General features: G+C 36.1%; 15 protein-coding genes and 1 pseudogene. 10 read left to right on the top strand and 6 right to left on the bottom strand.

The window, feature by feature from the left end:
* The first annotated feature begins 266 nt into the window (after nucleotides 1-266).
* From metG to BLS38_RS06480, 3 genes are all read left to right on the top strand, one after another.
* Entirely contained in the window at nucleotides 267-2309 is a 2043-nt protein-coding gene (gene metG / locus BLS38_RS06490) for a methionine--tRNA ligase (protein WP_092748036.1), read from the top strand.
* Between the two features lie 474 nt (nucleotides 2310-2783).
* Entirely contained in the window at nucleotides 2784-5588 is a 2805-nt protein-coding gene (locus BLS38_RS06485; RefSeq protein ID WP_092747848.1) for a ribonucleoside-diphosphate reductase subunit alpha, read from the top strand.
* Nucleotides 5589-5795: 207 nt separating this feature from the next.
* Complete coding sequence (locus BLS38_RS06480; protein WP_092747846.1) at nucleotides 5796-7079, top strand: ribonucleotide-diphosphate reductase subunit beta; 1284 nt, start codon at nucleotides 5796-5798, stop codon at nucleotides 7077-7079.
* Between the two features lie 320 nt (nucleotides 7080-7399).
* Here BLS38_RS06480 and avs1c read toward each other — a convergent pair whose 3' ends face one another.
* The 3 genes and pseudogenes from avs1c to avs1a form a co-directional block, all read right to left on the bottom strand.
* Nucleotides 7400-7657, bottom strand: coding sequence for an AVAST type 1 anti-phage system protein Avs1c (gene avs1c / locus BLS38_RS06475; protein ID WP_092747844.1), 258 nt, complete (start codon nucleotides 7655-7657; stop codon nucleotides 7400-7402).
* Nucleotides 7658-7671: 14 nt separating this feature from the next.
* Nucleotides 7672-13329 (bottom strand): annotated as a pseudogene (gene avs1b, locus BLS38_RS06470) (AVAST type 1 anti-phage system protease Avs1b); the annotation flags it as partial.
* Between the two features lie 113 nt (nucleotides 13330-13442).
* Nucleotides 13443-14633, bottom strand: coding sequence for an AVAST type 1 anti-phage system MBL fold metallo-hydrolase Avs1a (gene avs1a / locus BLS38_RS06465; protein ID WP_092747840.1), 1191 nt, complete (start codon nucleotides 14631-14633; stop codon nucleotides 13443-13445).
* Nucleotides 14634-14916: 283 nt separating this feature from the next.
* Here avs1a and BLS38_RS06460 point away from each other — a divergent pair, with 283 nt between their 5' ends.
* From BLS38_RS06460 to BLS38_RS06440, 5 genes are all read left to right on the top strand, one after another.
* Nucleotides 14917-15141, top strand: a complete 225-nt coding sequence (locus BLS38_RS06460; protein ID WP_061516341.1) for a DNA-binding protein — start codon at nucleotides 14917-14919, stop codon at nucleotides 15139-15141.
* A gap of 220 nt (nucleotides 15142-15361) precedes the next feature.
* Nucleotides 15362-16075 carry a TnsA endonuclease N-terminal domain-containing protein gene (locus BLS38_RS06455; RefSeq protein ID WP_092747838.1) on the top strand — a complete coding sequence of 238 codons (714 nt, stop codon included), beginning with the start codon at nucleotides 15362-15364 and terminating at the stop codon, nucleotides 16073-16075.
* Nucleotides 16072-17910, top strand: coding sequence for a Mu transposase C-terminal domain-containing protein (locus BLS38_RS06450; RefSeq protein ID WP_092747836.1), 1839 nt, complete (start codon nucleotides 16072-16074; stop codon nucleotides 17908-17910). The genes BLS38_RS06455 and BLS38_RS06450 overlap by 4 nt, the downstream gene beginning before the upstream one ends.
* A 1-nt stretch (nucleotide 17911) precedes the next feature.
* A complete protein-coding gene (locus tag BLS38_RS06445; RefSeq protein ID WP_092747834.1) occupies nucleotides 17912-18865 on the top strand; it encodes a TniB family NTP-binding protein in 954 nt (317 codons plus the stop codon).
* The gene (locus BLS38_RS06440) at nucleotides 18862-20853 is read left to right on the top strand and encodes a TniQ family protein (protein WP_092747832.1); all 1992 of its coding nucleotides are present in this window, start codon (nucleotides 18862-18864) and stop codon (nucleotides 20851-20853) included. Before BLS38_RS06445 ends, BLS38_RS06440 begins: the two co-directional genes overlap by 4 nt.
* Nucleotides 20854-21036: 183 nt before the next feature.
* Here BLS38_RS06440 and relB read toward each other — a convergent pair whose 3' ends face one another.
* From relB to BLS38_RS13150, 3 genes are read right to left on the bottom strand one after another with little or no spacing between them, the layout of a single operon-like run.
* On the bottom strand, nucleotides 21037-21225 hold the full coding sequence (relB, locus tag BLS38_RS06435; RefSeq protein ID WP_092747830.1) for a type II toxin-antitoxin system RelB family antitoxin: 189 nt from the start codon (nucleotides 21223-21225) through the stop codon (nucleotides 21037-21039).
* 9 nt (nucleotides 21226-21234) lie between these two features.
* Nucleotides 21235-21978, bottom strand: a complete 744-nt coding sequence (locus BLS38_RS13155; RefSeq protein WP_244518213.1) for a hypothetical protein — start codon at nucleotides 21976-21978, stop codon at nucleotides 21235-21237.
* A 32-nt stretch (nucleotides 21979-22010) separates the two neighbouring features.
* Complete coding sequence (locus BLS38_RS13150; protein ID WP_244518211.1) at nucleotides 22011-22478, bottom strand: hypothetical protein; 468 nt, start codon at nucleotides 22476-22478, stop codon at nucleotides 22011-22013.
* Between the two features lie 395 nt (nucleotides 22479-22873).
* On the opposite strand from BLS38_RS13150, the gene BLS38_RS06425 reads away from it, so the two are divergent.
* Nucleotides 22874-23887 (top strand): SIR2 family protein, encoded by a 1014-nt coding sequence (locus BLS38_RS06425; RefSeq protein WP_092747828.1) that lies wholly within the window; start codon nucleotides 22874-22876, stop codon nucleotides 23885-23887.
* A gap of 9 nt (nucleotides 23888-23896) precedes the next feature.
* Complete coding sequence (locus BLS38_RS06420) at nucleotides 23897-25630, top strand: ATP-binding protein (protein WP_092747826.1); 1734 nt, start codon at nucleotides 23897-23899, stop codon at nucleotides 25628-25630.
* Nucleotides 25631-25682 lie beyond the last annotated feature (52 nt).

Here is a 25682-nt window from a genome sequence, read left to right as displayed (position 1 = left end):
TTGAACTCAATAAAATTATTTAAGTACACAGCTATTAAAGTAATCTAACTCTAAGTATTTTGTTAGCTTTTTTACTAAACACTGCACTTTGATACAAAGAAAATACATAAATAGATAAAGCACCTTTTTTAATCTAAACCGAATAACACAACTTAGACTGATACATCGCAATCACTTTGGCTACATTTTTCGCAATTCAATCATGCAAGAAATTTTTAAGTCAGGTAAAATCATCTGCTTGTAAACACCGTGAGAGAACTATGTCAGTGCGCAAAATACTCGTTACCAATGCCTTACCTTATGCAAATGGCCCAATTCACATGGGGCATCTGCTCGGCTACATACAAGCTGACATTTGGGTTCGGGCAATGCGCTCTCTCGGACATGATGTAACTTATGTATGTGCAGATGATGCACACGGTACAGCCATTATGCTCAGCGCAAAAAATGGGGGGGTTACACCAGAGTCCTATATTGCGTCTATACAAAAAGAGCATGAAAGCGATTTTGCTGCCTTTAATATTAGCTTTGATCATTATGATTCAACGCATAGCAGTGAAAACAAAATACGTGCCGAAGAAATCTACTTAAAAAACTATCAGGCAGGTCATATTGCTGTTCGCCCTGTAACACAACTATTTGACCCTGAAAAACAAATGTTTCTTTCAGATCGCTTTATTAAAGGCACTTGCCCAAAATGTAATACTGAAGATCAGTATGGCGATGCATGCGAATCATGTGGCACAACCTATAACGCGATAGAACTACTTAACCCACGTTCAACCTTAAGTGGCTCAACGCCTGTTGAAAAATCATCAGATCACTACTTTTTTAAACTCCCAGATTTCAATCACTACTTACAACAATGGACACGTGACCAAGGTCGGTTGCCTGTATCCATTGCCAACAAACTAGATGAATGGTTTGAAGCCGGCTTATCTGATTGGGATATTTCACGAGATGCACCATACTTTGGGTTTGAAATTCCAAATGCACCCAACAAATACTTTTATGTATGGGTAGATGCTCCTATTGGCTATATGGCCAGTTTTGAAAACTATATTAAAACTAAACGCCCTGAGTTAAGTTTTGAAGAATACTGGGGCAAAGACAGTAAAAATGAAGTTTACCACTTCATTGGTAAAGACATTGTTTACTTCCATGCCTTGTTTTGGCCTGCAATGCTTGAAGGTGCCGGTTACCGTACCCCGACAGCACTCTTTGTAAATGGTTTCTTGACTGTGAACGGGCAAAAAATGTCTAAGTCACGTGGTACATTCATTAAAGCGGCCACATATAAAGAATATCTTAACCCTGAACAACTACGTTACTACTTTGCATCAAAAATATCAGACAAAGTCGAAGACTCTGACCTAAATCTTGATGACTTTATACAAAAAGTAAATTCAGATCTTGTTGGTAAAGTGATTAATATTGCCAGTCGTTGTGCGAAGTTTATTAATAAAGACTTTAACAACACACTATCAAAACAATGTGCTGAACTTGAACTCGTGCAACAATTCATTGATGCAGGACAACACATCATGCAATCGTATGAAGCCCGTGAGTTTAGTACCGCTATTCGTCAAATCATGGCATTGGCAGATAAAGCCAACCAATACATTGATGAGAAAAAACCGTGGTCACTGGCAAAGCAAGAAGGCCAAGAACAACAGGTACATGACATTTGTTCAGTGGGTATCAATCTGTTCCGTCAGCTTATGGTTTACTTACAACCGGTATTGCCAGCACTTGCAGATGAAGTACAACAGTTTTTAAAACTGGAGCACTTTAACTTTGCATCAAGAGAAAGCATACTGACAGATTGGGAAATCAATACATTTACACCGCTTATGCAACGTGTAGATAAAAAAGCAGTAGATGCAATGGTTGATGCCTCAAAATCTTCGCTCACTGCGATTGAACCCGCAGTAAAAGCTGTGAAAAAAACTGCTAAAACGACTGTAACAACTGCCCAAAATACGACCAGTGAATCGATTCAGATTGATGACTTTTTAAAAGTGGATTTACGTGTGGCAAAAGTCTTACAAGCCACAACTGTAGATGGCTCAGACAAACTCCTACAACTCACCCTAGATGTGGGGGAAACTGAACCACGCAATGTATTTAGTGGTATTCGAGCACAATATGTACCCGAAGACTTACAAGATAAATTAGTGGTCATGGTGGCTAACCTTGCACCAAGAAAAATGCGTTTTGGCATTTCAAACGGTATGGTGCTGTGCTCAGGTGACGGTTTTATTATTTCACCAGCAAGTAATGCCAAACCTGGCGATAAAGTATCTTAAATTTCATAGAGCCCCTTTAAAGGGGCTCTATTTTATAATGTGTGTGAAAATGTGAAACCTTTTATCGTATTAAGCAACTTAAAAATACGCTCTACTATTTCTTCTTTAAGCCACAAGATCAGAAGCGTTTAAAATGAACTCAATCTAAATAACCAACCAAACTGTTCAACCTAACGTTGATATTTTATAGCCAAACAAGCACGCCAGTTTTAAGAATATAAATACAATTTATTTATTTTTTGTTATCCTACAACCATCATATTTTACAAACAACAACCACTTACAACACCTTGCCTCTTACAACAAAATAAATAACAAAATGTCAATATTGATAATTTAAAAAAATTACCGTATCTTGTGCCCATACTTAATATAAACCACCAAATATTGTGTTTTCATCTTTGCTATATATGTTGCAAAAACGTATCTCAATGGGTCAAAACATTATAAACAATACAATGGAGCGAAGCTGATATGAGCATCATCTCATCAACCCCAGGGCAACTTCAAGTCATCAAACGTACTGGTGATGTTGCACCTTTTGATGCCCAGAAAATCTCTGTAGCGATTGGTAAAGCCTTTTTAGCTGTAGAAGGGCAACAAAGCGTTGACTCAAGCCGTATCCATGACCGTATTACTGAATTAACCGACATGGTGAGTAATACGTTTAAACGTCGACTCCCATCTGGTGGCACGATTCATATTGAAGAAATTCAAGACCAAGTTGAACTTGCACTCATGCGTGAAGGTGAACAGAAAGTTGCACGTAGCTACGTGATTTATCGTGAACAACGCACCAATGCTCGTCACAACCTGTCAGAAAACCATCACCCAACGCTACAAGTAACAGCGGCAGATGGTAGCCTACAACCACTGGACTTAGCTGCACTCAATACAGAGATTAGCAAAGCCGCTGAAGGCCTTGAAGGTATTGATGTTCAAACCATCGTTGATGAAACGGTTAAAAACTTATATAACGGCGTTAAGACCAGTGATATTGCAACCACAATGATCATGGCAACACGTACACGTATCGAACACGAGCCAAATTACACGTATGTGACTGCACGTTTATTACGCAACGAATTGGTACAAACCGGACTACAATTTTTAGGCTTAGATACTGAAACATCAGAAGCCAATGCACTTGAAGCTTACCTTAAAAAAGGCGTAGAGCTTGAGTTGCTATCACCTGTACTGCTTGATTTTGACCTAGAAAAACTATCGAATGCGATTCAACCAGAACGTTCAAACCAATTTACTTATTTAGGTTTACAAACACTGTTTGACCGTTACTTCATCCATTCAAAAGGTGTTCGCTTTGAACTGCCACAGCTGTTCTTCATGCGTGTATCTATGGGGCTGTGCTTAAACGAAGAAAATCGTGAAGATCGTACCATTGAGTTCTACAACCTATTATCTAGCTTTGACTACATGGCATCAACGCCAACACTGTTTAACTCAGGTACATTACGCCCACAACTTTCAAGCTGTTATCTCACCACCATTGATGATGACCTATACGACATCTACGGCGCAATGCGTGACAATGCCATGCTTTCAAAGTGGGCTGGCGGTTTAGGTAACGACTGGACACCTGTACGTGCATTAAACTCATACATCAAAGGCACAAACGGTAAATCACAAGGTGTTGTACCTTTCTTAAAAGTAGCAAACGATACTGCAGTTGCTGTCAACCAAGGTGGTAAGCGTAAAGGTGCTGTATGTGCATACTTAGAAACATGGCACTTAGACATCGAAGAGTTTTTAGAACTACGTAAAAACACAGGCGATGACCGTCGCCGTACCCACGACATGAATACAGCGAACTGGATTCCAGATTTGTTTATGCAACGTGTGATTGAAGATGGCGAATGGACGTTATTTACACCATCAGAAACACCAGATTTACATGACCTAACAGGTAGCGCTTTTGTAGAACGCTACAGTTATTATGAACGTGTTGCCAAAGAAAAAAACATGTTGCATAAAAAACTACATGCAAAAGACTTGTGGCGTAAAATGCTGTCTATGGTATTTGAAACAGGTCATCCATGGATTACGTTTAAAGATGTATGTAACTTACGCTCACCACAACAACACGTTGGTGTCGTTCACTCATCAAACTTGTGTACTGAAATTACGTTAAATACCAGCAAAGATGAAATTGCAGTATGTAACTTAGGCTCAATCAACCTTGTTCGCCATATCGAACAAGGTAAGCTAAACGAAGAAAAGCTCAAACGTACGATTAAAACTGCTGTGCGCATGCTCGATAATGTCATTGATATTAATTACTACGCTGTACCACAAGCTAAAAATTCAAACATGAAACACCGCCCTGTGGGTATGGGAATTATGGGCTTCCAAGATGCCCTGTATGAAATGAATGTTGCTTACGGTTCAAATGCAGCTGTAGAGTTTGCAGATGAATCAATGGAAGTCATTAGTTACCATGCGATTCAGGCTTCAAGTGACTTAGCGCTTGAACGTGGTACATATTCAACATTTAAAGGTTCACTGTGGGATCAAGGTATTTTACCAATTGATTCACTTGACCTTGTGGCAAAAACACGCCCTGAAAAAATGTTTGAAGTTGACCGTACACAACGTTTAGATTGGGATACCTTACGTGCCACTGTGCAAAAAAATGGAATGCGCAACTCAAATGTCATGGCGATTGCACCAACAGCGACCATTTCAAACATTTGTGGCGTGGCACAATCTATTGAGCCAACTTTCCAAAACTTATACGTAAAATCTAACCTTTCTGGTGAATTTACCATCATCAACCCATACCTTGTTCGTACTCTTAAAGAGCGTGGTTTGTGGGATGTTGTCATGGTTAATGACCTCAAACATTACGAAGGTTCGGTAGAGAAAATTGCACGTATTCCTGAAGATATTAAAGCACTCTTTGCAACTGCATTTGAAGTTGAACCACGTTGGATTGTTGATGCTGCATCACGCCGTCAAAAATGGATAGACCAAGCACAATCGCTCAATCTATATATTGCAGGGGCAAATGGTAAGAAACTTGACCTCACCTATAAAATGGCGTGGTTACGTGGCTTAAAAACTACCTACTATTTACGAGCACTCGGTGCAACATCGACTGAAAAATCGACCATTAATACAGGTACACTCAATGCTGTGAAAACAACTACAGTGAATAATGCACCTGTTACAGCAAAAGGTTCAGAAGACGGCTTTACTCAAGCAGCACCTGTACCGTTAGCATGCTCTATCGACAATCCAGATTGCGAAGCATGCCAATAACAGTCAAGTGACATAGTCTTAAAATATGTCACTTAAATGTCCTGATTTAGGACAACCCGTATAATCTGTGGGAAAACTGCCCGTGTTTTAAGTCAAATTTCTGTCTGACTTTTCCACGGGTATTTATTCCAGCTATATTGCATCAAGACATCAACGCATAAAAAAGATGATTTATGCTAAAATAAACACCACGCAGAGAGATTAACTATGTCTATCCTAAGTTGGGACGATTTTGAAGATGATTCGAAAAAACAAACTCCAGAGTCCAAATCTACGCCCATCCAACCGCAAGAAGCGTCTGAACAAAAGATGGTACCTGATTCACAGCAATCGAAGAAAAGCACTGACGATTCTGAAAATTCTGGAACAACCACAAACAACAGAACAACTCATCAAACCGATACCATGGCTCGGGCAGCTGAGTCACTTAGAAATTTAGATGTTGCACCGGGTCTAGAAGAGCTAGAAATGGGTGCAGGTCGTGTTGAAGTTGATGATAAATCAATGATCAACTGCCGTGCAGACTTAAACCAACTTGTACCCTTCAAATACGAATGGGCATGGCAAAAATATCTTGATGGTTGTGCGAACCATTGGATGCCACAAGAAGTAAACATGACGAATGATATTGCGTTATGGAAGTCAGAAGATGGTTTGACTGAAGATGAAAGAATGATTGTAAAACGCAATCTTGGCTTTTTCTCAACAGCAGATTCATTGGTTGCAAATAACTTAGTACTTGCACTATATCGTTTGATCACTAACCCTGAATGTCGTCAATACATTTTACGTCAAGCCTTTGAAGAAGCAATTCACACCCATGCTTATCAGTATTGTGTTGAATCACTTAGCATGGATGAAGGTGAGATCTTTAATATGTATCGTGAGATTCCAAGTGTTGCTAAAAAAGCAGCTTGGGGCCTCAAATATACACAAGAGTTGGGAGATCCGACATTTGTGACAGGTACAACAGAAACAGATCAAACCTTGTTACGTAATATGATTGCATTCTATTGTGTACTTGAAGGGATTTTCTTTTACTGTGGATTTAGCCAGATTTTAAGCATGGGACGCCGTAATAAAATGGGTGGCGTTGCAGAGCAATTCCAATATATTTTACGTGACGAATCTATGCACGTGAACTTTGGTATTGATATGATTAACCAAATTAAAATTGAAAATCCAAAGCTTTGGACAACCGAATTCCAAGAAGAAGTCATTCAAATGATTCTTGAAGGGACAATGCTAGAAATTGAATATGCACGTGATACGATGCCACGTGGTGTTTTAGGCATGAATGCTGCAATGATGGAAGAATATTTACAATTTATTTGTAACCGTCGACTTGCACAGCTTGGTTTACCTGAACAATATAAAGGCGTAAATAACCCATTCCAGTGGATGTCGGAAATGATGGATTTACGTAAAGAGAAAAACTTCTTTGAAACACGTGTGACTGACTATCAAACTGGTGGTGCTTTAAGCTGGTAAGTTTTATCGTGTGCGTTGAACGACACATCAGTTGTCATAAACGACACAACACGTGTCATGGAACGACATGACACGTGTCAATATTGATACTTAAAGAGCTCAGCTAGATTGACCTGAAACACGACATGAGTTGATATTTGCAACACATACAATGCTACTAAATTAAAAAGGAGATCTATTAGATCTCCTTTTTATTGCTCAATTATCATATCCCTACAAAAAATGCCTTAAAATTTTCAGGCTGAAAAAGATCTGTCCATTTTACAATACACATAGCTATTTTATTAATTAAGGAACTTCTCTATCTCTATACTAATCACCTAATCTTTATCTAGGACTGTATTTTCAACCACGCTCTCTGGAAATTTCATTTTCTGCATATGCAGCATCATATTTGCCTGTAATCGAGCACTTTCATTTACACTGAGAAAATCAAATCTGCCATTTGGAAGAAATCTGACTTTGCATAGTCCATCGATAGAAACACCACTCAATTTACCTTCATTTATCATGTTAAATAAAAAATGGAACCGATGTTCAAATTCTGATCTAGTATTCGGGGTATCATAAAAATCCATAAATTCTCCATTACTTACTTATAAGGTATGAACCCTGCAACGTCAGAATCAATTTCATATATCCAGAATAGATTCATATTCCTAGGTAACTTTTGTAGCTCATCCTTATCAATAGAAAGATAGCAGCCTGCCGATTCTGGTGCTCCAGTTGTTACTACATTAGTGCGAGAAGAACGCCACCAAGCTCGTTTAATGCATTTAGCTTCTGTACTCAGAATTTGCATAAAATGTTGTGTTGGGATTGCTGGAGTAAAAATACCAAAATAAGCCAAAGCTGGATCTACATTAGCACATACATCCACAGGAAATGTTCTATTTAATGTAGGATTCTCAGTTGATAGAAAGCGCCCTGATGGTACAGTTACTTGTGATAGATCACCTAAATAAGCTGTCAGCCTTATTTCTCTTAAACGACCTTCATACCAGAAATTCTCATAATAATCGAGATAAATATTTCCACCACTTATAGGTTCAGGTTGGGCGATTAGCCATGCTAGTCCATGAGAGTTAAAATTCTTAATTCTTAAATTATTGAGGCTAGTGGGATTGTATGATCGAAATATCGCATTAATCTTTTCATGCAAATTAGAAGGTGCTGTAGATTGAAGTGCAACCTGTAAAGCATACTGTGCTTTTGCTCGCCATCTAATGGGATTATTCTTATTTGCATAATATCCTTGAGCCAATAGTTCTTCAATTCCCAAGCAAGTCTTTAATGTCAATGGAGAACATATATCTTGCATTATTGATGTTGCACACTCTACTAGAGATGAATTCGTAACACCTAATACATTTAATTTAGACCACTTAGATTTAAGTCCTATTGCCCATTCTGGACATGCTACATTTCTAGTATCAGTAGGATTAATCACTTGTGTAAGATTTTCTTGTAATTGCGCTAAAACATTAGCAGCATGTTGATCTCCATTTTTTATTGCTTGATTTAAGATTTTCTTTAAAACAGAAAGCCTTCCAATGTGTTTGCATTTGTGTTTAATAGTCTCAAAATCCAAGGAAGTAGATAATATCCCCCAAAGTTTAGCTTCTGAGTATGACAGCTGATCTAATACTCCACAAATAATGTCAGGATGGTTACCAAAATTATTAGAAAAGGCTTGATTCCCAAATAAAGGAATATATTTTGGGTAACTTCTCAATAGCCACAGTAACATATCTGCAGCCTTCTCACTTCTTAACCATGTAGGGTGATCAATAACATGTAAAATAAGCTTGGTGAAGTCATCATATATATTACTTTTATTAGATTCTTCCAGAAACTCGTAATCATTGATTTCAGTTTCAACCATCCCCACCATGAGTTGAATATGCTCAATAGATAACTCAATCAATCTATTTTGATCTTCCCATGATGACTCTGAAGCTAACCAGCTTATTAAATTCTCAGCGATAAACCATGGATTGGAATATCGTTCGCTTAGAATTAACTGACTAAATAATTTAATCAACTCTGAATTTGAACTAGTTATTTGCTTTAAGATATTTTGTCCTTCTTTTACCTCTGGTAAACCACCACTCCATATTGACCATTGACCATCTTGGATCGTTTTTATTGCAGATAATATTTCTTGCTGTGCTTGTAAATAATTTTTGCGGCGAATAAATCTTTTAGCATTAGACAAAAATTCTTTAGCTTGGCTTATAGAGTTCCTCGTTCCAAACATTCCCGGTGTAAAAAGAGAATCTATATTATTTTCTTTAATATCATTATCTTCATTATTTTTTTCTACTAAGTCAGTAGCTTTTTTTTCAATTTCATCTACTGTTGGATTTAATGAATCAGAATATGAAACAAATTGACTTTTAAATGACTCCTTAAGACTCTCTGGAATATGTTTTTTTAGAGCCAATAAAAAAGCTGAGCGATCATCTTTACACATTTCAGATTCACAGATAATTTCCAACCTACTAAACATCATTTTGATAGCATTTTCATCTTCTTGATTTATTTGTATTAATATTCCATATACTTCAGCATAATTATGTAGATATCTAGAATCTCCAAATTGGAAAGTTTCTAAAAGTACCCAACAGAATTGCCAATCTAGATGAGGAATAGCAGAGCGTACAATACACAGTATTGAATCCTGTTCATCCAAAGCCCCACCAGGAAAACGAGTTCCAGCTAATTCAGATACTCGATCAATCTCACCTTTAGTGATATCCCCATACATTTGCCCTAATGAACCATAAGTTTGTCGGATATAGTAGCGGATAGCTTTATCAAACTCGCCTCTTAAACACAAAGCATTTATGAAGTCTCGCTTCGCATATCGAACAAAACGTTCAAAGGTCATCTCTCCACTAGACACCTCCAACAATCCCGCAATTTTACTTAAAAATCCATTCTTTAAAGGCATTTGTATATCAATAGCTTCCAAAGTGCTAACAGCTAATCCCAATTGATCCTCTTTATACCAGTTAGGGCCCATAGAAAATGCCAAGACATGTCTGTAGGTGTCCTTTGCTTTCTCTAAAGCATTTAAACGTTTGTATAAAGGAATTATAGTTAAGAGTTCAGGGATAAGTTCATGCCTATTTTTTAGATTTAATAATATAAAATTTTCCCAACGTTCAAGTAACGAAAAAGCTAGATCCTCTACATCATCTTCTAACTCATATTTAGAAATTTGTTCTAGAACATTTTTTAGTACATCTCTAAAACCTTCTGAATAGATGCCACACTGATATGAAAATATATCTTGAATGAAGCTAATTAATTCTCCAATATGAGTTAGGAAAATATCTAAAATCAATGAGGTTAGATTCTTATAAATACGTGGAAAAACAGCTTCAGGTAAAGCGTAGGCATCCTTCCAATTTACTCGTTCAAATAGGCTGAACTTTAGATTTTGAAAGATATCTTGATGAATCACCTTCCAGATTGAATCCAATTGTTCTAAATCATTTTCCTCCTTGAATCGTCTAGCTAAGCCATCACACCATGCTAAAATTTTAGTAAGGGAGAAAAGCCAATCCATCCAATCTGATTCGAGTAAGACTAGAATAGTTGGTTTGGGTACATCAGGGCTAAGATAAGCCTGTGTTCTCCATTGAGACATAGCCTCATTAAATGCAGTCTCATTTAAAGAAACATTATCATCAGCAATAAAGGCAATTTTCTGGAATTCTACAACCGTGTTTTCAACTTCTATTGAAGTCATAATATTAGATGGGCTACCAAGAGAAATTAAACAATTAATTATCCCTAAATCAAATTTTCCTAGAGTTCCTTCATTTTCTGTAACTAATGTGTTGATGTCTTCGAAAAGTTTATTAAGTAAATTCTGATCATAGGGAATATCAAAAAAATTACATCTAGTATTGTATTCAACTGCAGCCCAAATATACTGCTCAATATAATCTGTGATTGGACCAGAATAAATTTCCCTCAAAACCTCTAAAGGAAAAGGGCGTTGCATTAAGCACATAAAGTTTGATTGTAAATAGATGGCCATTAATTGACGAACCTGCTTACTTTCTTCTTCATCTTGAATACAAGATTTCATCAACTTTAGCCAGTAATGTTGGAATTTAAGTAATTCTGTATCCGAACCTTCTACTAATGCTTGGCTTTTTAGCATGTACTGCTGCAACTGCAAATCAAATAAAGTCAAGAAGTCTGGAATTGAGAGCCCCTCAGTAGCAATAAGCTCAAGCACTTTCGCAATTTTCGTTTCAATAGTCTTTAGTAGAATACGAGCTTCCTTATAGCTTTCTACTTCTATTAGTTGTAAAGAGATTTTAAGCGCCAACTCAATGGGTATGATTAATTGCTTATAACGAATAATGTGTTGTAATACTTCTGTAGTTTTATCTAAAGATATTAAAGCGCTAGCTGTAAGATCAGCAGATTGAGCAAATAATGTATCATATCTAAATTTCATTCTTTGAGATAACAACAAGATACGATTAGTTTCTGTAAAATCTCCAAGATCTGTAATGGCTTTAAGGACATCCTCAATATCGCCTAATAACGTATCAGGCTTTATCCCTCTTAAAACACATTTGTCAGCCCAATCTTGATTGCAATAGCTAATAACAAGAGATTTATCACTATTTAGAGTTTTAAGACCGTGGTAGATGATATTAAACATACCATACTCAACGTCAGGACTATTCTCACAAAAGTTAAAAAGTCTTAATTGAATATCATTTTCACGTAAATGAGTCTTTCCTTTTAGGAATTCCGAAAAAGAAGAATGATAAACATTGGTATTGTCCGAGCTTAAAAGTAAGTGTTTGATACGCTCAATCGTACTTATTAATACAGCTTGTTCATTTGCATTCAATGTTGTTACTAGGAGTGAAATAGGTATTCCCCATCTCAAGCGAACCATAATAGCTAAAAGATTAACTCCATCTGTGTCTGATGAAAGTTGATGCCATAAAGATTCATAGTAATTGAGAATGCTGCCTTCTAGTAAAGGTAGCTTAGAAATATCATCATAGCTTTTACCATCATTGACTAGATCAACTAAATATCGAAGATATAGAGGATGGCCTTCAGCCTTATCACAGATTAATTTAACTATGACGGGATCACACAGCTCTTTAGGTAATGCTACTATGCAAAATTGTTGAGTTATTTCATAGGACAAAGAAGGTAAAGTAATACAGGTTTCTTGTCTTAATTTATTTCCTAAAAGTGCAGAATATTGCGTATAACTTGGTGCAGAAAGTACTATAACTAGACTCGAGGGAATCACTTGAGGTAATAACCCAAGAAATTTTTTAAATAGCTCTCTATCATATTTATCAATTTCATCTATTCCATCAATAAAAAGCACACCAATTTTATTAATAGAACTGTAATATTGTCCTAAAGCTTGTATTACATTCTGAGTTTCTTTAATTAGTTGAGCATATTCATCTTTTAATGCAACTCCAGAGCTTCCATTAACTAACATTGAAACTTGCATGTTAAGCCAATTAACGAATTCAACTGGTTGTGCTAAATGAGCAACGTTTATGAGATCTCTATTATGCGTAAAACTATACGTATTAAAATTCTCAATTGAAGGATTTTGGGCTCTGTAATTCCCACAAAATGTAGACTTTCCAATACCATGGGCACCTTCTAGAAAGATGTATTTACCCGTATTACTAATTAAAAATTCATCAAAAATCGTATTAAATTCAGTTCTCGGAGCTAATTTAGGTATTTCTACACCTTTATCAATTAACTCTTCCTCGAGAATATTATTTTTAATTAAAAATTCTCTAATTCTAAAAACTGATATCGCACCAATCGTCTTTTCTATCGAGTATCGAATTATCCCGAAACACGTACCATCACATATGAGAGGTGCTCCAGAATGCCCACTATAGTCATCAAGCGAATTAGGAGCTTCTATTTGGATTTCAATATCATTACCTAACTTCAATGTATTTAGAACTTGTACTATTGATCCTTTTAATTGATGACCCATTTCTAATTTTGTGACTGGCCAGCCATGGGAATAAAAATCTTTACCTACTACAGGCAGAGAATCACTGAAAGAGACTGGTAAATAAGTGCTACTAATATTTTTTAATGAGAGCAATGCAATATCTAAGTCCTCATCATAGTCTATAATTTCAGCAGTCAATTCATCTGAATTTTCAGAAAAATTAAATCCTAATTTTATAGGATCACTATCCTTAATTGCATTTTCTACGCAGTGCTATGCTGTTATGACAATATTCTGTTTGATCAGCCAACCTGATCCGGAATCTGTTCCACATCTAATTTTGCATACTGCGATCTTGATTGTACTTTCTAACATCATTTATTCCCCGTAAATGCAATCCAGTCGCAGGCATTTTCAATAACCGAAAATTTGGCTTCTGATTTAGTTTGATAGTTTTTAAGTTCTGTTGAAGCAACAGTGGCATAGTTGCAATAAAGTGTTCTAGGAAATGTAGAAGGCCTATCTACTATAGCTATAAGAGTTTCAATATCTGGGTGATAATGTCTATTCCCATTGGATGAAATAAAATAAACAGGTGAATCAATAAGATCCAATAGTTCTGGACTAGTATTATGATAGCTTCCATGATGTGAAATCTTAATAGCATCGAAAATCATAGAATGTCCTTCGTCCTTTAACTTTTGAAGGCTAAATATTATATCTTCAGCCCATGCATCAGCTAACATTAGAATTCGAATACCATTGAGTTCGATAATTGTCGCTATAGAGCTTTTGTTGGTAGGAGAATCATCTGGTTTATAAATTTCATGAAGGGATTTACGAGTTGTTGCAGAAATTGGTTTTGGAGTTTTTCTTTGATAATCATTCATATGCTCTAGCATAAATTCAAACGCATCATCAATAAGCTCTCCTGAAGATATTGAACCTTTGAAACCATATTTTTTTAGTTGCTTTTCCCACTCACTTAATAATGATTTTAAAGAATCTTGAGATGGAGATAAAACTCGAATCATACCTCCAGTTATAGCAAATGATTCTAGACCTTCTTTAGTTATACTTGTCGTTCCATCACCATTATTCCAACGATACCCCCCATTATGAATCAATGTAGCTAGCGTACTACCTTGTTGAGCACCTATTTTTTCAGCATTGGAATCTGTATCAGATTGTATTTTAGGATGACCTCTATCATGGATGGATTGAAGCAAACTTCGATTTTTTTCTAACTCTAAAGGCTCTGCAATAGGCATGGTTATGCTACGTAAACTATTGTGCCAAATATTACTAACAGAAATAATTGATGGTTGTGTCGAAGTTCCATTTAAACTGAGGAACTTAAGTATTCCACCTATATGATCAGAATCAATATGTGTTGTAATAACAAGTTCTAGAAATTTATTTGCTGAATTTAGCTCTATTAAATCATCTTTAATGTATTGGATAAAAGAGCTAGCATAACCACCATCGATTAGGATATTTGTAGTATCTGTACATATTAAGAAAGCATCACCATTACCTGCTTGATACATTTTGATTCGTAACATTTTTTCTCTTTTAAGCTATGCAAGTTATTTTATGATTAAGCAATAAAAATAAGTGGTTGACTTATTAGTGCTCCCCCTATCCAAGATGTTAAAAATCAATATGTATATAATCAAATGATTTTTAAGGTTTTATAAAAAATTTCCAGTGAAAAATTTTCTATATAATACACATTATATTAAAAATAATCTTAGAAAACATGATCTTACCTAAATTAAAAAGTTGACCTTCCACGAGGTTTGACTTATTTTTAAACTATTCCAAATTTTTTCGGGCAATGTGACTATGGTAGATAAAAATGAGATTCGACGAAAATTCGAACTTAGTGGACTCTCAATAGCTGATTGGGCTCGTCAAAATAATTTTTCACCAGATCTTGTGTATAGCGTACTTAAAAGTAAGCACATTCCCATTCGTGGAGAAAGCCATAAGATAGCAGTCAAATTAGGTTTAAAAGAAGAAGTTAATGTTCCTATATTTAACTTTGATACAAATAAGGAGACAAATTAACGAAAAATTAGTCACGCATAAATAAAAAACGGATCTTTTTAAAGATCCGTTAGTTCTACATTACACGAAGATAATATAGAGATTGAGACCCTTAGTATCTTCTGTGTAGAACCATACGTCAAGTCTTTCACACCTATCTTTTTTAGCTGTGATGGGCTTATTTATCCCTAGAAAACAACATTCTATGGATACATATGCTTCAAAAACATGGAGATATAATATGTCTTATCCTATAAGCCACATACAACAACATATACAGCAACTCATTCATGAACAGATCCATTCAGCGTTTAATCAAAAACCAAATATTGCTGGAACACTACATGGCCAGCGTCGTATTTATCAAGGCTGCTTAGAACGTCGAACTTCTCTTTTTCCCAGCCGTAAAGCTGGTGGTTCAGTTGCTTTAGAAAGCTTTCTGGAATTGGCTTATGCTGTACAACTAGAAAGTCATCCTGCCGTACAATCTTATCGAACACAGGCCTTAAAAATTCCGATTGGGCAAAATTTGGAACTTTATCCTGACTTTCTGATTCGTACTCACAAAGGTGATTTTGAAGTCCACGAAGTTAAGCCATCCATTCAACATCTGTCCCTAGAAAGCCTGCAACGCTTTGAGAGACTAGCTTCCATTTTGGCGTCTATAAATATCCCTTTTAAGTTAGTTGATGCAAATACATTACCCCAACGCCAATCCCTAACACAATTATTGCATCTTTATTCTCGTGGCCATCTTCAGGACTGGACATCACTTGAAATTGAATTGGCACGAGACCTCTTGATTCGCTATGAATTGGATGATCTAGAACAAGCGTATAGCATTTTAGAAAAAGACCAATTGTCTCCACAACTTGCAGACTATTTGCTTTTCCATCAAATCATTCAAATCAAAAATTCCAAAAATAATCATCTTATGCTGGGAGTAGATCTATGAATACTTCCATTCCTATTCCCAGTATTGGTACTCGTTTTTTATTTCACGGTTCACAGTTTGAAATTAGCTTTATCGGTCATGGTATATGCCGATATTCTGCGATCGCTGGTGGTCGTATATTTCAAATTCCATATCATCAGTTTGAAGAATGGTATAAGTCTGGTCAGATTGAATATGATTTTAATACATCAAATTTGTTAGTTAATCCTGAGATGACAGCAAAAAGAATACGTAAACTTAGGTATATACAAGCAGCTCTATCTAAGCTGCCACGCCCAACTGCAGTTCAACCATTAACGATATTAATTCAGCAGATTGCCAAAGAGATTCAAGACCAGATACCACCAAACCCTAGATCTGTTGCACGATGGATTCGAGTATATCTACTAAGTAATCAGTGCACAGAATCTCTTGAAAAGAAAAAATCCGGTAATCATTATGTCCGATTTTCTTTAGAAATCGAACGTCTAATCCATCAAGCCATCCAAGAAATTTACCTCCGTTCTGAGCGACGAGATGGTAAAGATGTACTGGCATTTATTGTTGGAAAAGCCATGGAACATGGCTGGACATCACATAAAATCCCTTGTTTACGAACGATTGAGCGTCGTATCAATCGTTTAGATCCTTATGTAGTAATTAACGCCAAAAAAGGATCTCGTACTGCAAGAAAATTACTCAAAGCTGCTGGACAATCCATCATCAGCCCAACCGTAATGGCTTTGGTGGAAATTGATACCCATTACCTGGATATCATTATCATTGATGATATAACAGGAGCCATTTTAGGCCGTCCATTCCTATCATGTGCTATTGATGTTTATACCCGAGCCATCGTTGGAATTTACATTAGTTTATATCCACCAAGTGCTCTAACGACGTTATGTGTAATTAGGAATATGATCACTCGATCTTATCAGGGCTTATCTGGGGGAATTCCTAGTCAAATTGTCCCCGATAATGGCGTGGAATTCAAAAATAATTCTTTTGCACGACTATGTGAAACTTTAAAGATTACCATTACACCTTCTCAAGTCGGTACACCAAATAATAAACCGCATATTGAAAGCTTCTTTAGAACACTAACTGAAGATTTAACTCAAAAACTATCTGGTACAACTTTCTCGAATTCCACAGCAAGAGGAGATTATAACGCCAGTAAAACTGCCAAAATGACACTTGCAGATGTTCAGAAATATGCAGAGCAATGGATCAATGAGATTTACCACACACGTATTCATTCTGAAACCAATCGTATACCTATACTTGCTTGGGAAGACGCCACAAAAATCGTCAAACCAACTTCGCTTTCAGATGATGAGGCATCTGTACTATGCCGAAAACCTTACGAGCGTAGCATTAACAAGGGACGTGTCTTAATCGACTACTTGTATTATTTTTCCCCTGCTCTAGCAACCTTTGAACAACAGAAGCTCACCAAAGTGATTGTACTTGTTGATGAAATAGATTTAGGGCATGTATTTATCGTTGATCCGAATGATCCAACTAATCTCATCAAAGCTGAATGCACCAATCCTAGTTATGCACAGGGTTTGACTATATATGCTCATCAAGAAGCACAAAAAATCAAAAAACAGATGGCTCAAGCTGATGTTACACGTTTAGGTGAAAAGGCTAATCTACTTGCCCGTTGGCATTTACTGAAAAAAATCCAAGAAGATTTACAGAGGAAAAAGCCTAAATTACGCCAACTAGTAATAGATTTTCCTGAAGAAATTAAAAATCTTTCAATGCCAATTAAGCCACCCCCAATCGTTGCGGAAGAACAGCAAGCCACCGATGGCTATACAGCATTCTCTTCAATGGAGATCTAAGATGAATCATTCAATATCTATTCTTGAACGAGTTGCTCAAATCAATCGCTTCATTGTAAGCCATCCAGAATTTAATCATGCATTTCATGGTATTACTGAATGCATGGAAAAAAGTCAACTCTACCAAGAGCCTATCGGCAGTATTTTACATGCCGACGGCGGTCATGGTAAAACTTTACTTTGTAGAGCCATTATCAAAAAAATGCCGTCTTATACAACTCTCATTGAGGGCTATGAAAAAACTATTATTCCAGCATTTTATGCTCAAATTCCATCTCCAGCATCAGTTAAATCAGTGGCAAGTATGCTACTCAAAGAACTAGGAGATCCTAACCCAGCATCTGGAAATACCACTCAAATCTCGTTGCGCCTGTGTCATTTACTTCGCCAATGTGAAACCAGACTGGTTTTTCTAGATGAATTTCATCATCTATTTCGTTTTCAAAAAACCATGACTAAATTAAATATTGTGGTTTGTGATTGGATTAAATCAATCGTTAATGAAACACAAATTAGCTTCTGCTTGGTTGGTCTATCACAGTTTGTTCCCTTATTAGAAATGGATTCACAGCTAACCCGTCGATTTCAATATCATTATCCATTGCATGCTATGACACTAGGTTCATCTACATCATACGGCTCAATGTTTCCATTTCTTGCTGAAGTAGAAAATCAAATCAAAATCAGATGTGAAATCTCTTTTTATCAGAGTTTAAGCTCTCCTCTAATAACTACACAGCTTTATGCTGCTACTGCTGGCAATCCAGCCTTTATCATGTCACTCATCAAAGATAGTGTACTATTTGCCCTTAAAGATAATAGAGAAATTATTACAAGTGATGATTTTAGCAACGCATGGTTACAAGGAACTACAGCTAAAGTCAGTTTGACCAAAAATGATCCTTTCAAAATGTCACGTAATATTTTGGCCAGTCAGATGAGGATTGCTCTATGAATTCTTATTCTTTATTAATCAAACCTATACCCTATCCAGATGAAAGTGCAGCCAGTCTTTTAATTAGAGCTGCGGAAGCCAATGGATTCTCTAGCGTTTATTCTCTTTGTAAAATTCAGTCAAGCAGTCCTTCCACAACACTCAGTAGTCATGTAACTCATCAAAAGAGATTTAGAAAACTACTTCAGTTACTAGGCTTATCTGATGAATATACATCATTAGCATTTGCACTAAGTGGCTCTACTCAAGCTATGCCAAGAAAATATTCTAAAATTATTTTAAAGCACAGTTTATTTCGAAAAGATGTTCAGGCTTTTTGCCCTAAATGTTTAAGTGAACAATCTTATTGGAGACGTCATTGGTTACTCCGCCCTTACACTGTGTGTTTGAAACATGGCACACAGTTATATGATTGCTGTCCAACATGTAAAAAATCTCTCAATATTAGTAGGAATAAAATTGTTTTTTGTCATAGTTGTGGACAAGACTTACGAATCCTACCAACCAATTTAAAGAATTCTGAAGCAATACAATGGTTCATAGATACCATATACCATGGCGATCAAAACGTTATTAATCAATTATCAGATTATTGGCTAGCTTTAGAAAAGTTTGACTGGAAATCTAATGATATTGATGCCGATCATCAACGTATTCAAATGGCATATGAATATTTCACAAATCCTGAACAATCTAAGAAAACACTTATTCATATCATTAATTCAAGAGTTTCTGAAGCACATCCTCAAATTCAGGCTGTCTATTTAAAGAAACAAAGTTCAATACTACGTGAATATGCAAACTCTATATTGGCCAATTGCATTCATGTTGCTCAACCTGCAACAAATCATCTAAAACAGTTTTTTTCTTTGGATCAAACAAGGACTATTCTAGATATTTCCTATACTAGATTGAAAACCTTAATTCAAAAAGAAAAATTAGACACCATAAAAAATGCTAGAGGGCTTATAAATATTAGTAGTATTGATATTGAACGGCTCCTGCTAGACGAATCGCATAAAGTACCTTTACTATCTTCATGTGTACAAGATATTCCAAAAGGCGATCTTCTCACACTTCCAGAAATTGCAGGTCAATTGCAAATTCATAAGGAAATAGTTCGAGACCTTGGTGTCAAAGGTTGGTTAAAACTTGATAAAAAGAAAGTGGATGGACATGTAAAAAATGTAGGACTGCCAGAAATCATAGAAGAATTTAGCAAAAAATATATTTCTGTTGGAACCTTAGCTTGCCAGCTGAATGTTAATTCTACAAATCTAGCCGATAAGCTAAAGCATTTTGGCATTGAGCCTGTAGGAGGCCCTCACATTGATGGATTGAGAACAAACCTTTATCAACAAACTGATATTGAATGCATTACCACCGAAATGATCAATGACCTCAAAATTTATGAAACATATACAGGTCGTCCCTCAAAAAAAAGATTAAAATTGGTTCATTATGAATCAGATCCAACTTTATATTTTTCATTAAGACATACAAGTTCGAAATTACATATCAGCCCATCAAAAGTAGCTGTACTTGTTCAAAAGGGGATCTTAAAAAAAGATAAACACTGCCACTTAGTTATTAGGGTAGAAAAAGCCTCTGTATCTACTTTGATAACTGAGCTTAATCGTCAAGACTTTATTTCTCTAGAGGATGCTGCAAAAGAATTAGGATGTGCAATCAATTGGTTACATATTAATTGGATTAAAACAGGCTATCTAAAACTGTATGATTTTGTGTACTGGAAGTTTGTAAAGACGGACGATATAAATCAAGTAAAAACTCTTCAAAAAGAATATATGACAGCAATCGAAGCTAGTAAGGTTTTAGGTATGCACCGCACTCACATCATTAATCTCAAAGCTCAAGGAAAAATTGATTCCATATCTTTTGGCGAATCAAATTCATTAAATTTATATCGAAGAGAAGATGTATTAAAATTACTTAAAAAGCAAAATGATGGCTACAGCTTTACCTAGTATATTTTTAAATCAATTGTTTAGGCAGATACTAAGGTTTTCCTTATCTCATACATCATAAGATAGTACCACTAGCTGAAATCCAACTTTTTATATAAGTTAAGATGGCTTCGCACCCAAGTAATTATTTGGGTGCGAATTTAATCTAAACATCTATTAAATGAGACAGTATTAAGTATGAACTCAACGATTAGTATTTGCTTCTCGTTCCTCACGACGCTTTTTTAGGTGTGCAACGACTTGATCATGTGGCACAGCTGGGCGTGAGTCAGTAGATGCCTTTTCTATTTTAGCTCTAAACCATGCGTTATATTCTGCTTCGTGGTCGAAACTATCAAATTCAGACACAATAGGGTCAAAAACGGTGCTCATGTGCTTATCTCATATAAGATTAAAAAACTCTTCCTCTAGCTCAAGAACTGACTGATTAAATCTCATTCTTTTATTTTCACAAGTATTTTGTCTTTCAATAATAGCATCAGATGTAAAAAATGCCTCTTGAATTTGCATTTTATGTTTATCACTTAGCTCTACCATATCATCCATACCAAAAGCATAAAATGGATAAATATCAGAGTCTTCCTTATTATAAACCAACCCACTAAGTTTATAAAAATCAATTAATTTAACAAACTCGTCATCAAAGCTACATAATGCAGGAAAGAAATAATCCGCATTTTTACTAAGAGAAAATGTAGATGCTTTCTCTAAATATCTAAAATGAAAAATATCCCATGCCATAGCTTTCATCTTTCTAACCAATTCGTCAGAATTCTTTTGAATTTTTCCAAAGAAATTAGATTTATTTGAAAAAATAGCATATGCAAGATTTGCATCACGGACAGACATCAAACCAAGATACTTTTGATTCATCTCAAAGTAGGTGTAGATCTTTGTATAAATTGATTTTTTACTATATTTCCATCGAATAATAGCAATTATTAAAATAATTATATATTGCTCATGAAACATTCTTTCATACTCAATATTAAACTGTTCATTAGTTAACCTAAATATTTCTTGAGACATTTGCTGCTGAGCTATTTGCTGAATCTCAAAATCAGTTTTATTGAATTTTAGTTTATTCTCATTCTTAAATGCCTCAACATCCAAATTTCTAAACATCTCATAAGCAAGCTTAACATCGTAAATTTCATCTAAATTACACCAGATTTTAAGTTATATGTATTCTCAGTCAAGTGAGGGATAGGATCAACATTTACATCTGGCTCTATAATAAACCTAAAAAATTCATCCAGGTCTCCTGGCAATCTATTATTATTTCTATCAAAAAAATATGAATATAAATAACTTACAGCTTGTGTATCCAAAGATATAGAATAGTCAATTGGAATCTCCTCCTTCTTCCCAGATAATAAGGAATCAACAGTTTTCCCACTTAAAACGAATACATTATTATATTTATATAAACCTCTTATGGCACCTGTCTTTGAAAAATTTTTATCTACTGCAAGACCTGGAATAGCAGCTGAAGATTTGTCAAAACTTAAGATAAAAACATAGTCTTTTAATATACCCTCAAATATTTTGTATAATTCTGCTGCTTCTTTTATTGATGAGGAAAGAGCAATTTCAGCTATAAGTTCTTTTAAGCCTAAATTCATATTAAATTATCTCTAACAAAGATTTTAATAATAAAGCGCATGCGTAATAAAACAAGGCATGGAAGACACAAACTGTCGCAAAACCTCAATCCCATTTAAAAAACAGTAGTAACGAAAACGCATTCGTCACTCAGCGACATCACATGACATATCGGTTTTATTTTTTACTGTTTTCAAGGCAATGATAGCGAGCACTCAAAAGAAAACTATGTCATTGAGGTGTATTCCTCATACCTCCTCCTTCATTTCTTATCCATTTATTTTGATTCAATTAAATTTTACTGCTGACATAAATGTATATTTGACTTATCTTTTTTTGTAAGTTACAACAAGATACATCTTTACACTTGAACCAACCAAAAAATACTAACTCAATAATATTAAAGGATAATATCTTGTCTAATATTAATTATGAAAAACAGGCTCAGGATTATTATGGTAAGGCTCCTATCATAATTTTGGGTAGTGGGGCCTCGGCAGCACATGGAATGTCGGGAATGGGAGCACTTGCACAACATTTGACTGAAAAAACTGATGTTTCAGGATTATCTGATGCAGATATGGGAGCTTGGGACAATTTCTGCCAAACACTTAAAAATGGCGTAGATCTTGAAACAGCACTCCATCAAGTAGATGTATCTAAAGACTTAACTTGCAAGATCATAAATTCCACCTGGTCACTCATTAACTCTGAAGATTGCAATATTTTCAAAAATGGTTTGCAAAATATTTCAATGTTTCCGTTGAGTCGCTTACTTCAACATATGTTCAAAACAAGTCTAAAAAAAATAAATATTGTCACTACAAATTATGATCGACTGGCAGAATATGCATGTGAGCAAAGTAAAATTCATCACTACACAGGATTCACACATGGCTTTTTCCGCCAACTCACCACGCCTGATGAGTTAACCTGCTCTCGTAGAGTGAATATTTGGAAAGTACATGGTTCTCTAGACTGGTTTCAATCTTCATTAGAAGACACTATTGCAATTTCAGGAGCACAAGAAATTCCTGAAAATTATAGCCCACAGATTGTGACTCCTGGCACTCAAAAGTATCAAAAAACACATCTTGAACCATTCCGATCAATCATTAATAACGCCGATATAGCTATCAATGAGGCAGGATCATACTTGTGTATTGGATATGGATTCAATGATGAGCATATTCAACCAAAACTTATGGCCAAATGTCACCGACTGGGAGCGCCAGTCACAATCATCACGTATGCACTTTCCGATTCGGCCAAGAATCTTATTATTGATGGCAAAGCAAAAAATTACTTAGCTATAGAACGTGGAACAACAGATGACGAGTCTGTAGTCTACTCTTCATTAAGTAACTCTTCATTCACAGTAAATAAAAACATCTGGAGCCTTGAAGGCTACTTATCACTCATTATGTAAAGAGGACATATGCCAATATTTAACTTTAAGGATGAAGAAGCACTCGGAAAGGTTGCCTCTGTTGACACCACGAATGTCATTGTGGATGTGGAGAACGTTACTCACCTAAAAAGACTACAAGTTAATCATCTTGCAGTACTCCAAAGCAGCAGACCAGGACAGCATCTCATTGGTCTTATTACGCAAGTGACTAGAAAGCGAAGCGTAGAGAGTCTTTCCAATGATGGGATTATCGACCAAAATTCAGAATTAAATCTGTGTCGTATTGCATTAATTGGAACCATGTTAGATCGTGATAGTTCCAAAGAGAATGTCTTCCGTCGAACACTCGAAAGTGTTCCAGAAATAGATGCAAACTGCTTTTCGCTCGAAGGTGAGAACCTCACTGGATTTATGCGTACACTTTCAAGTGTTTCAGCAGATGGAAATGCCTTGACGCTAGGTAAGTACACGTTGGATGAGAACGCAGTAGCCTATCTCAATGGCAACAAATTTTTCCAACGCCATGCTTTTATTGGAGGAAGTACAGGTTCTGGAAAGTCTTGGACAACTGCCAAAATTATTGAACAGATGTCAGGGCTTGCTACTGCCAATGCTATTGTCTTTGATCTTCACGGTGAATACGCTCCATTAACTGGGATAGGCATTCAACACTTCAAGGTTGCAGGACCAACAGATGTGGAAGCTAAAAGTACCATTTCTGATGATGTACTTTATCTTCCTTATTGGCTCCTTTCTTATGAGGCGCTGGTTTCCATGTTTGTCGATCGTAGCGATCAAAATGCCCCCAATCAAGCCATGATCATGGCTCGTGAGATTAACCAAGCAAAAAGAAAGTACCTAGAAGACAATAGGCAGCATGATTTACTAAAACATTTTACTGTTGATAGCCCCGTTCCATTTGATCTGGATTTCCTTTTGGAGCGACTGAATTCTATTAACGTCGAAATGGTTCCTGGCGCTAAAATAGGAACTGAAAAACAGGGCGATTTCTTCGGAAAACTCGCGCGCATGATTTCCAGACTTGAAAACAAAATCTCTGATAGACGCCTCGGCTTCATGTTTAATGGTGGTGAGGATATTCTTGATTTTGCTTGGCTTGAGAAATTTGCTAGTGCTGCACTCGGCAGCACAGATGAAAATGGTAAGGCAGGCATCAAGATCATCAACTTCTCTGAAGTTCCCTCAGATATTCTTCCCCTGATCGTTTCCCTTGTTGCACGAGTCACATTTTCCGTACAACAATGGACCCCATCTGAACTTCGCCATCCTATTGCCCTTCTTTGTGATGAAGCCCATCTATATATGCCACAGCGCAATATGGCAGATTCTGCTGATGATATTTCACTGGATATCTTCGAGCGCATCGCTAAAGAAGGACGCAAATATGGTGTCAGCTTAGTTGTAATCAGCCAACGTCCATCTGAAGTAAATAAAACACTGTTAAGCCAATGTAGCAACTTCGTTTCCATGCGACTGACTAATGCTGAAGATCAAGGAGTTATCAAACGCCTTCTTCCTGATAGCCTCGGTGGTTTTAGTGATATTCTTCCGACTCTCGACACTGGAGAAGCATTAGTTGTCGGTGATGCCAGTTTGCTGCCAAGTCGAATCAGGATTGATGAACCTCTCAATAAACCAAACAGTGGAACTGTAAATTTCTGGGATGAATGGCAAAATCCCGTCAAAGATAATCGTCTACTGGCTGCTGTCGATAACTGGCGCAAGCAAAGCATACAATAATGAAGGAAAATTCGAGAGAACAAACGTTCCCCTCACATTAACTTAAGAAAAT

Origin of the sequence: Acinetobacter boissieri (assembly GCF_900096955.1) — a bacterium.
Taxonomy (GTDB): Bacteria; Pseudomonadota; Gammaproteobacteria; order Pseudomonadales; family Moraxellaceae; genus Acinetobacter; species Acinetobacter boissieri.
This window is presented reverse-complemented; position numbering and strand designations above follow the sequence as displayed.

Excerpts from the sequence above, each read along its gene's own strand:
- BLS38_RS06420 (WP_092747826.1), top strand. The coding sequence starts at position 23,897 with ATGCCAATATTTAACTTTAAGGATGAAGAAGCACTCGGAAAGGTTGCC.
- BLS38_RS06485 (WP_092747848.1), top strand. The coding sequence starts at position 2,784 with ATGAGCATCATCTCATCAACCCCAGGGCAACTTCAAGTCATCAAACGT.
- BLS38_RS13150 (WP_244518211.1), bottom strand. The coding sequence starts at position 22,478 with ATGAATTTAGGCTTAAAAGAACTTATAGCTGAAATTGCTCTTTCCTCA.
- BLS38_RS06450 (WP_092747836.1), top strand. The coding sequence starts at position 16,072 with ATGAATACTTCCATTCCTATTCCCAGTATTGGTACTCGTTTTTTATTT.
- avs1a (WP_092747840.1), bottom strand. The coding sequence starts at position 14,633 with ATGTTACGAATCAAAATGTATCAAGCAGGTAATGGTGATGCTTTCTTA.
- BLS38_RS06460 (WP_061516341.1), top strand. The coding sequence starts at position 14,917 with ATGGTAGATAAAAATGAGATTCGACGAAAATTCGAACTTAGTGGACTC.
- avs1c (WP_092747844.1), bottom strand. The coding sequence starts at position 7,657 with ATGGATTTTTATGATACCCCGAATACTAGATCAGAATTTGAACATCGG.
- BLS38_RS06455 (WP_092747838.1), top strand. The coding sequence starts at position 15,362 with ATGTCTTATCCTATAAGCCACATACAACAACATATACAGCAACTCATT.
- BLS38_RS13155 (WP_244518213.1), bottom strand. The coding sequence starts at position 21,978 with ATGTTTAGAAATTTGGATGTTGAGGCATTTAAGAATGAGAATAAACTA.
- BLS38_RS06480 (WP_092747846.1), top strand. The coding sequence starts at position 5,796 with ATGTCTATCCTAAGTTGGGACGATTTTGAAGATGATTCGAAAAAACAA.
- relB (WP_092747830.1), bottom strand. The coding sequence starts at position 21,225 with ATGAGCACCGTTTTTGACCCTATTGTGTCTGAATTTGATAGTTTCGAC.
- BLS38_RS06445 (WP_092747834.1), top strand. The coding sequence starts at position 17,912 with ATGAATCATTCAATATCTATTCTTGAACGAGTTGCTCAAATCAATCGC.
- BLS38_RS06440 (WP_092747832.1), top strand. The coding sequence starts at position 18,862 with ATGAATTCTTATTCTTTATTAATCAAACCTATACCCTATCCAGATGAA.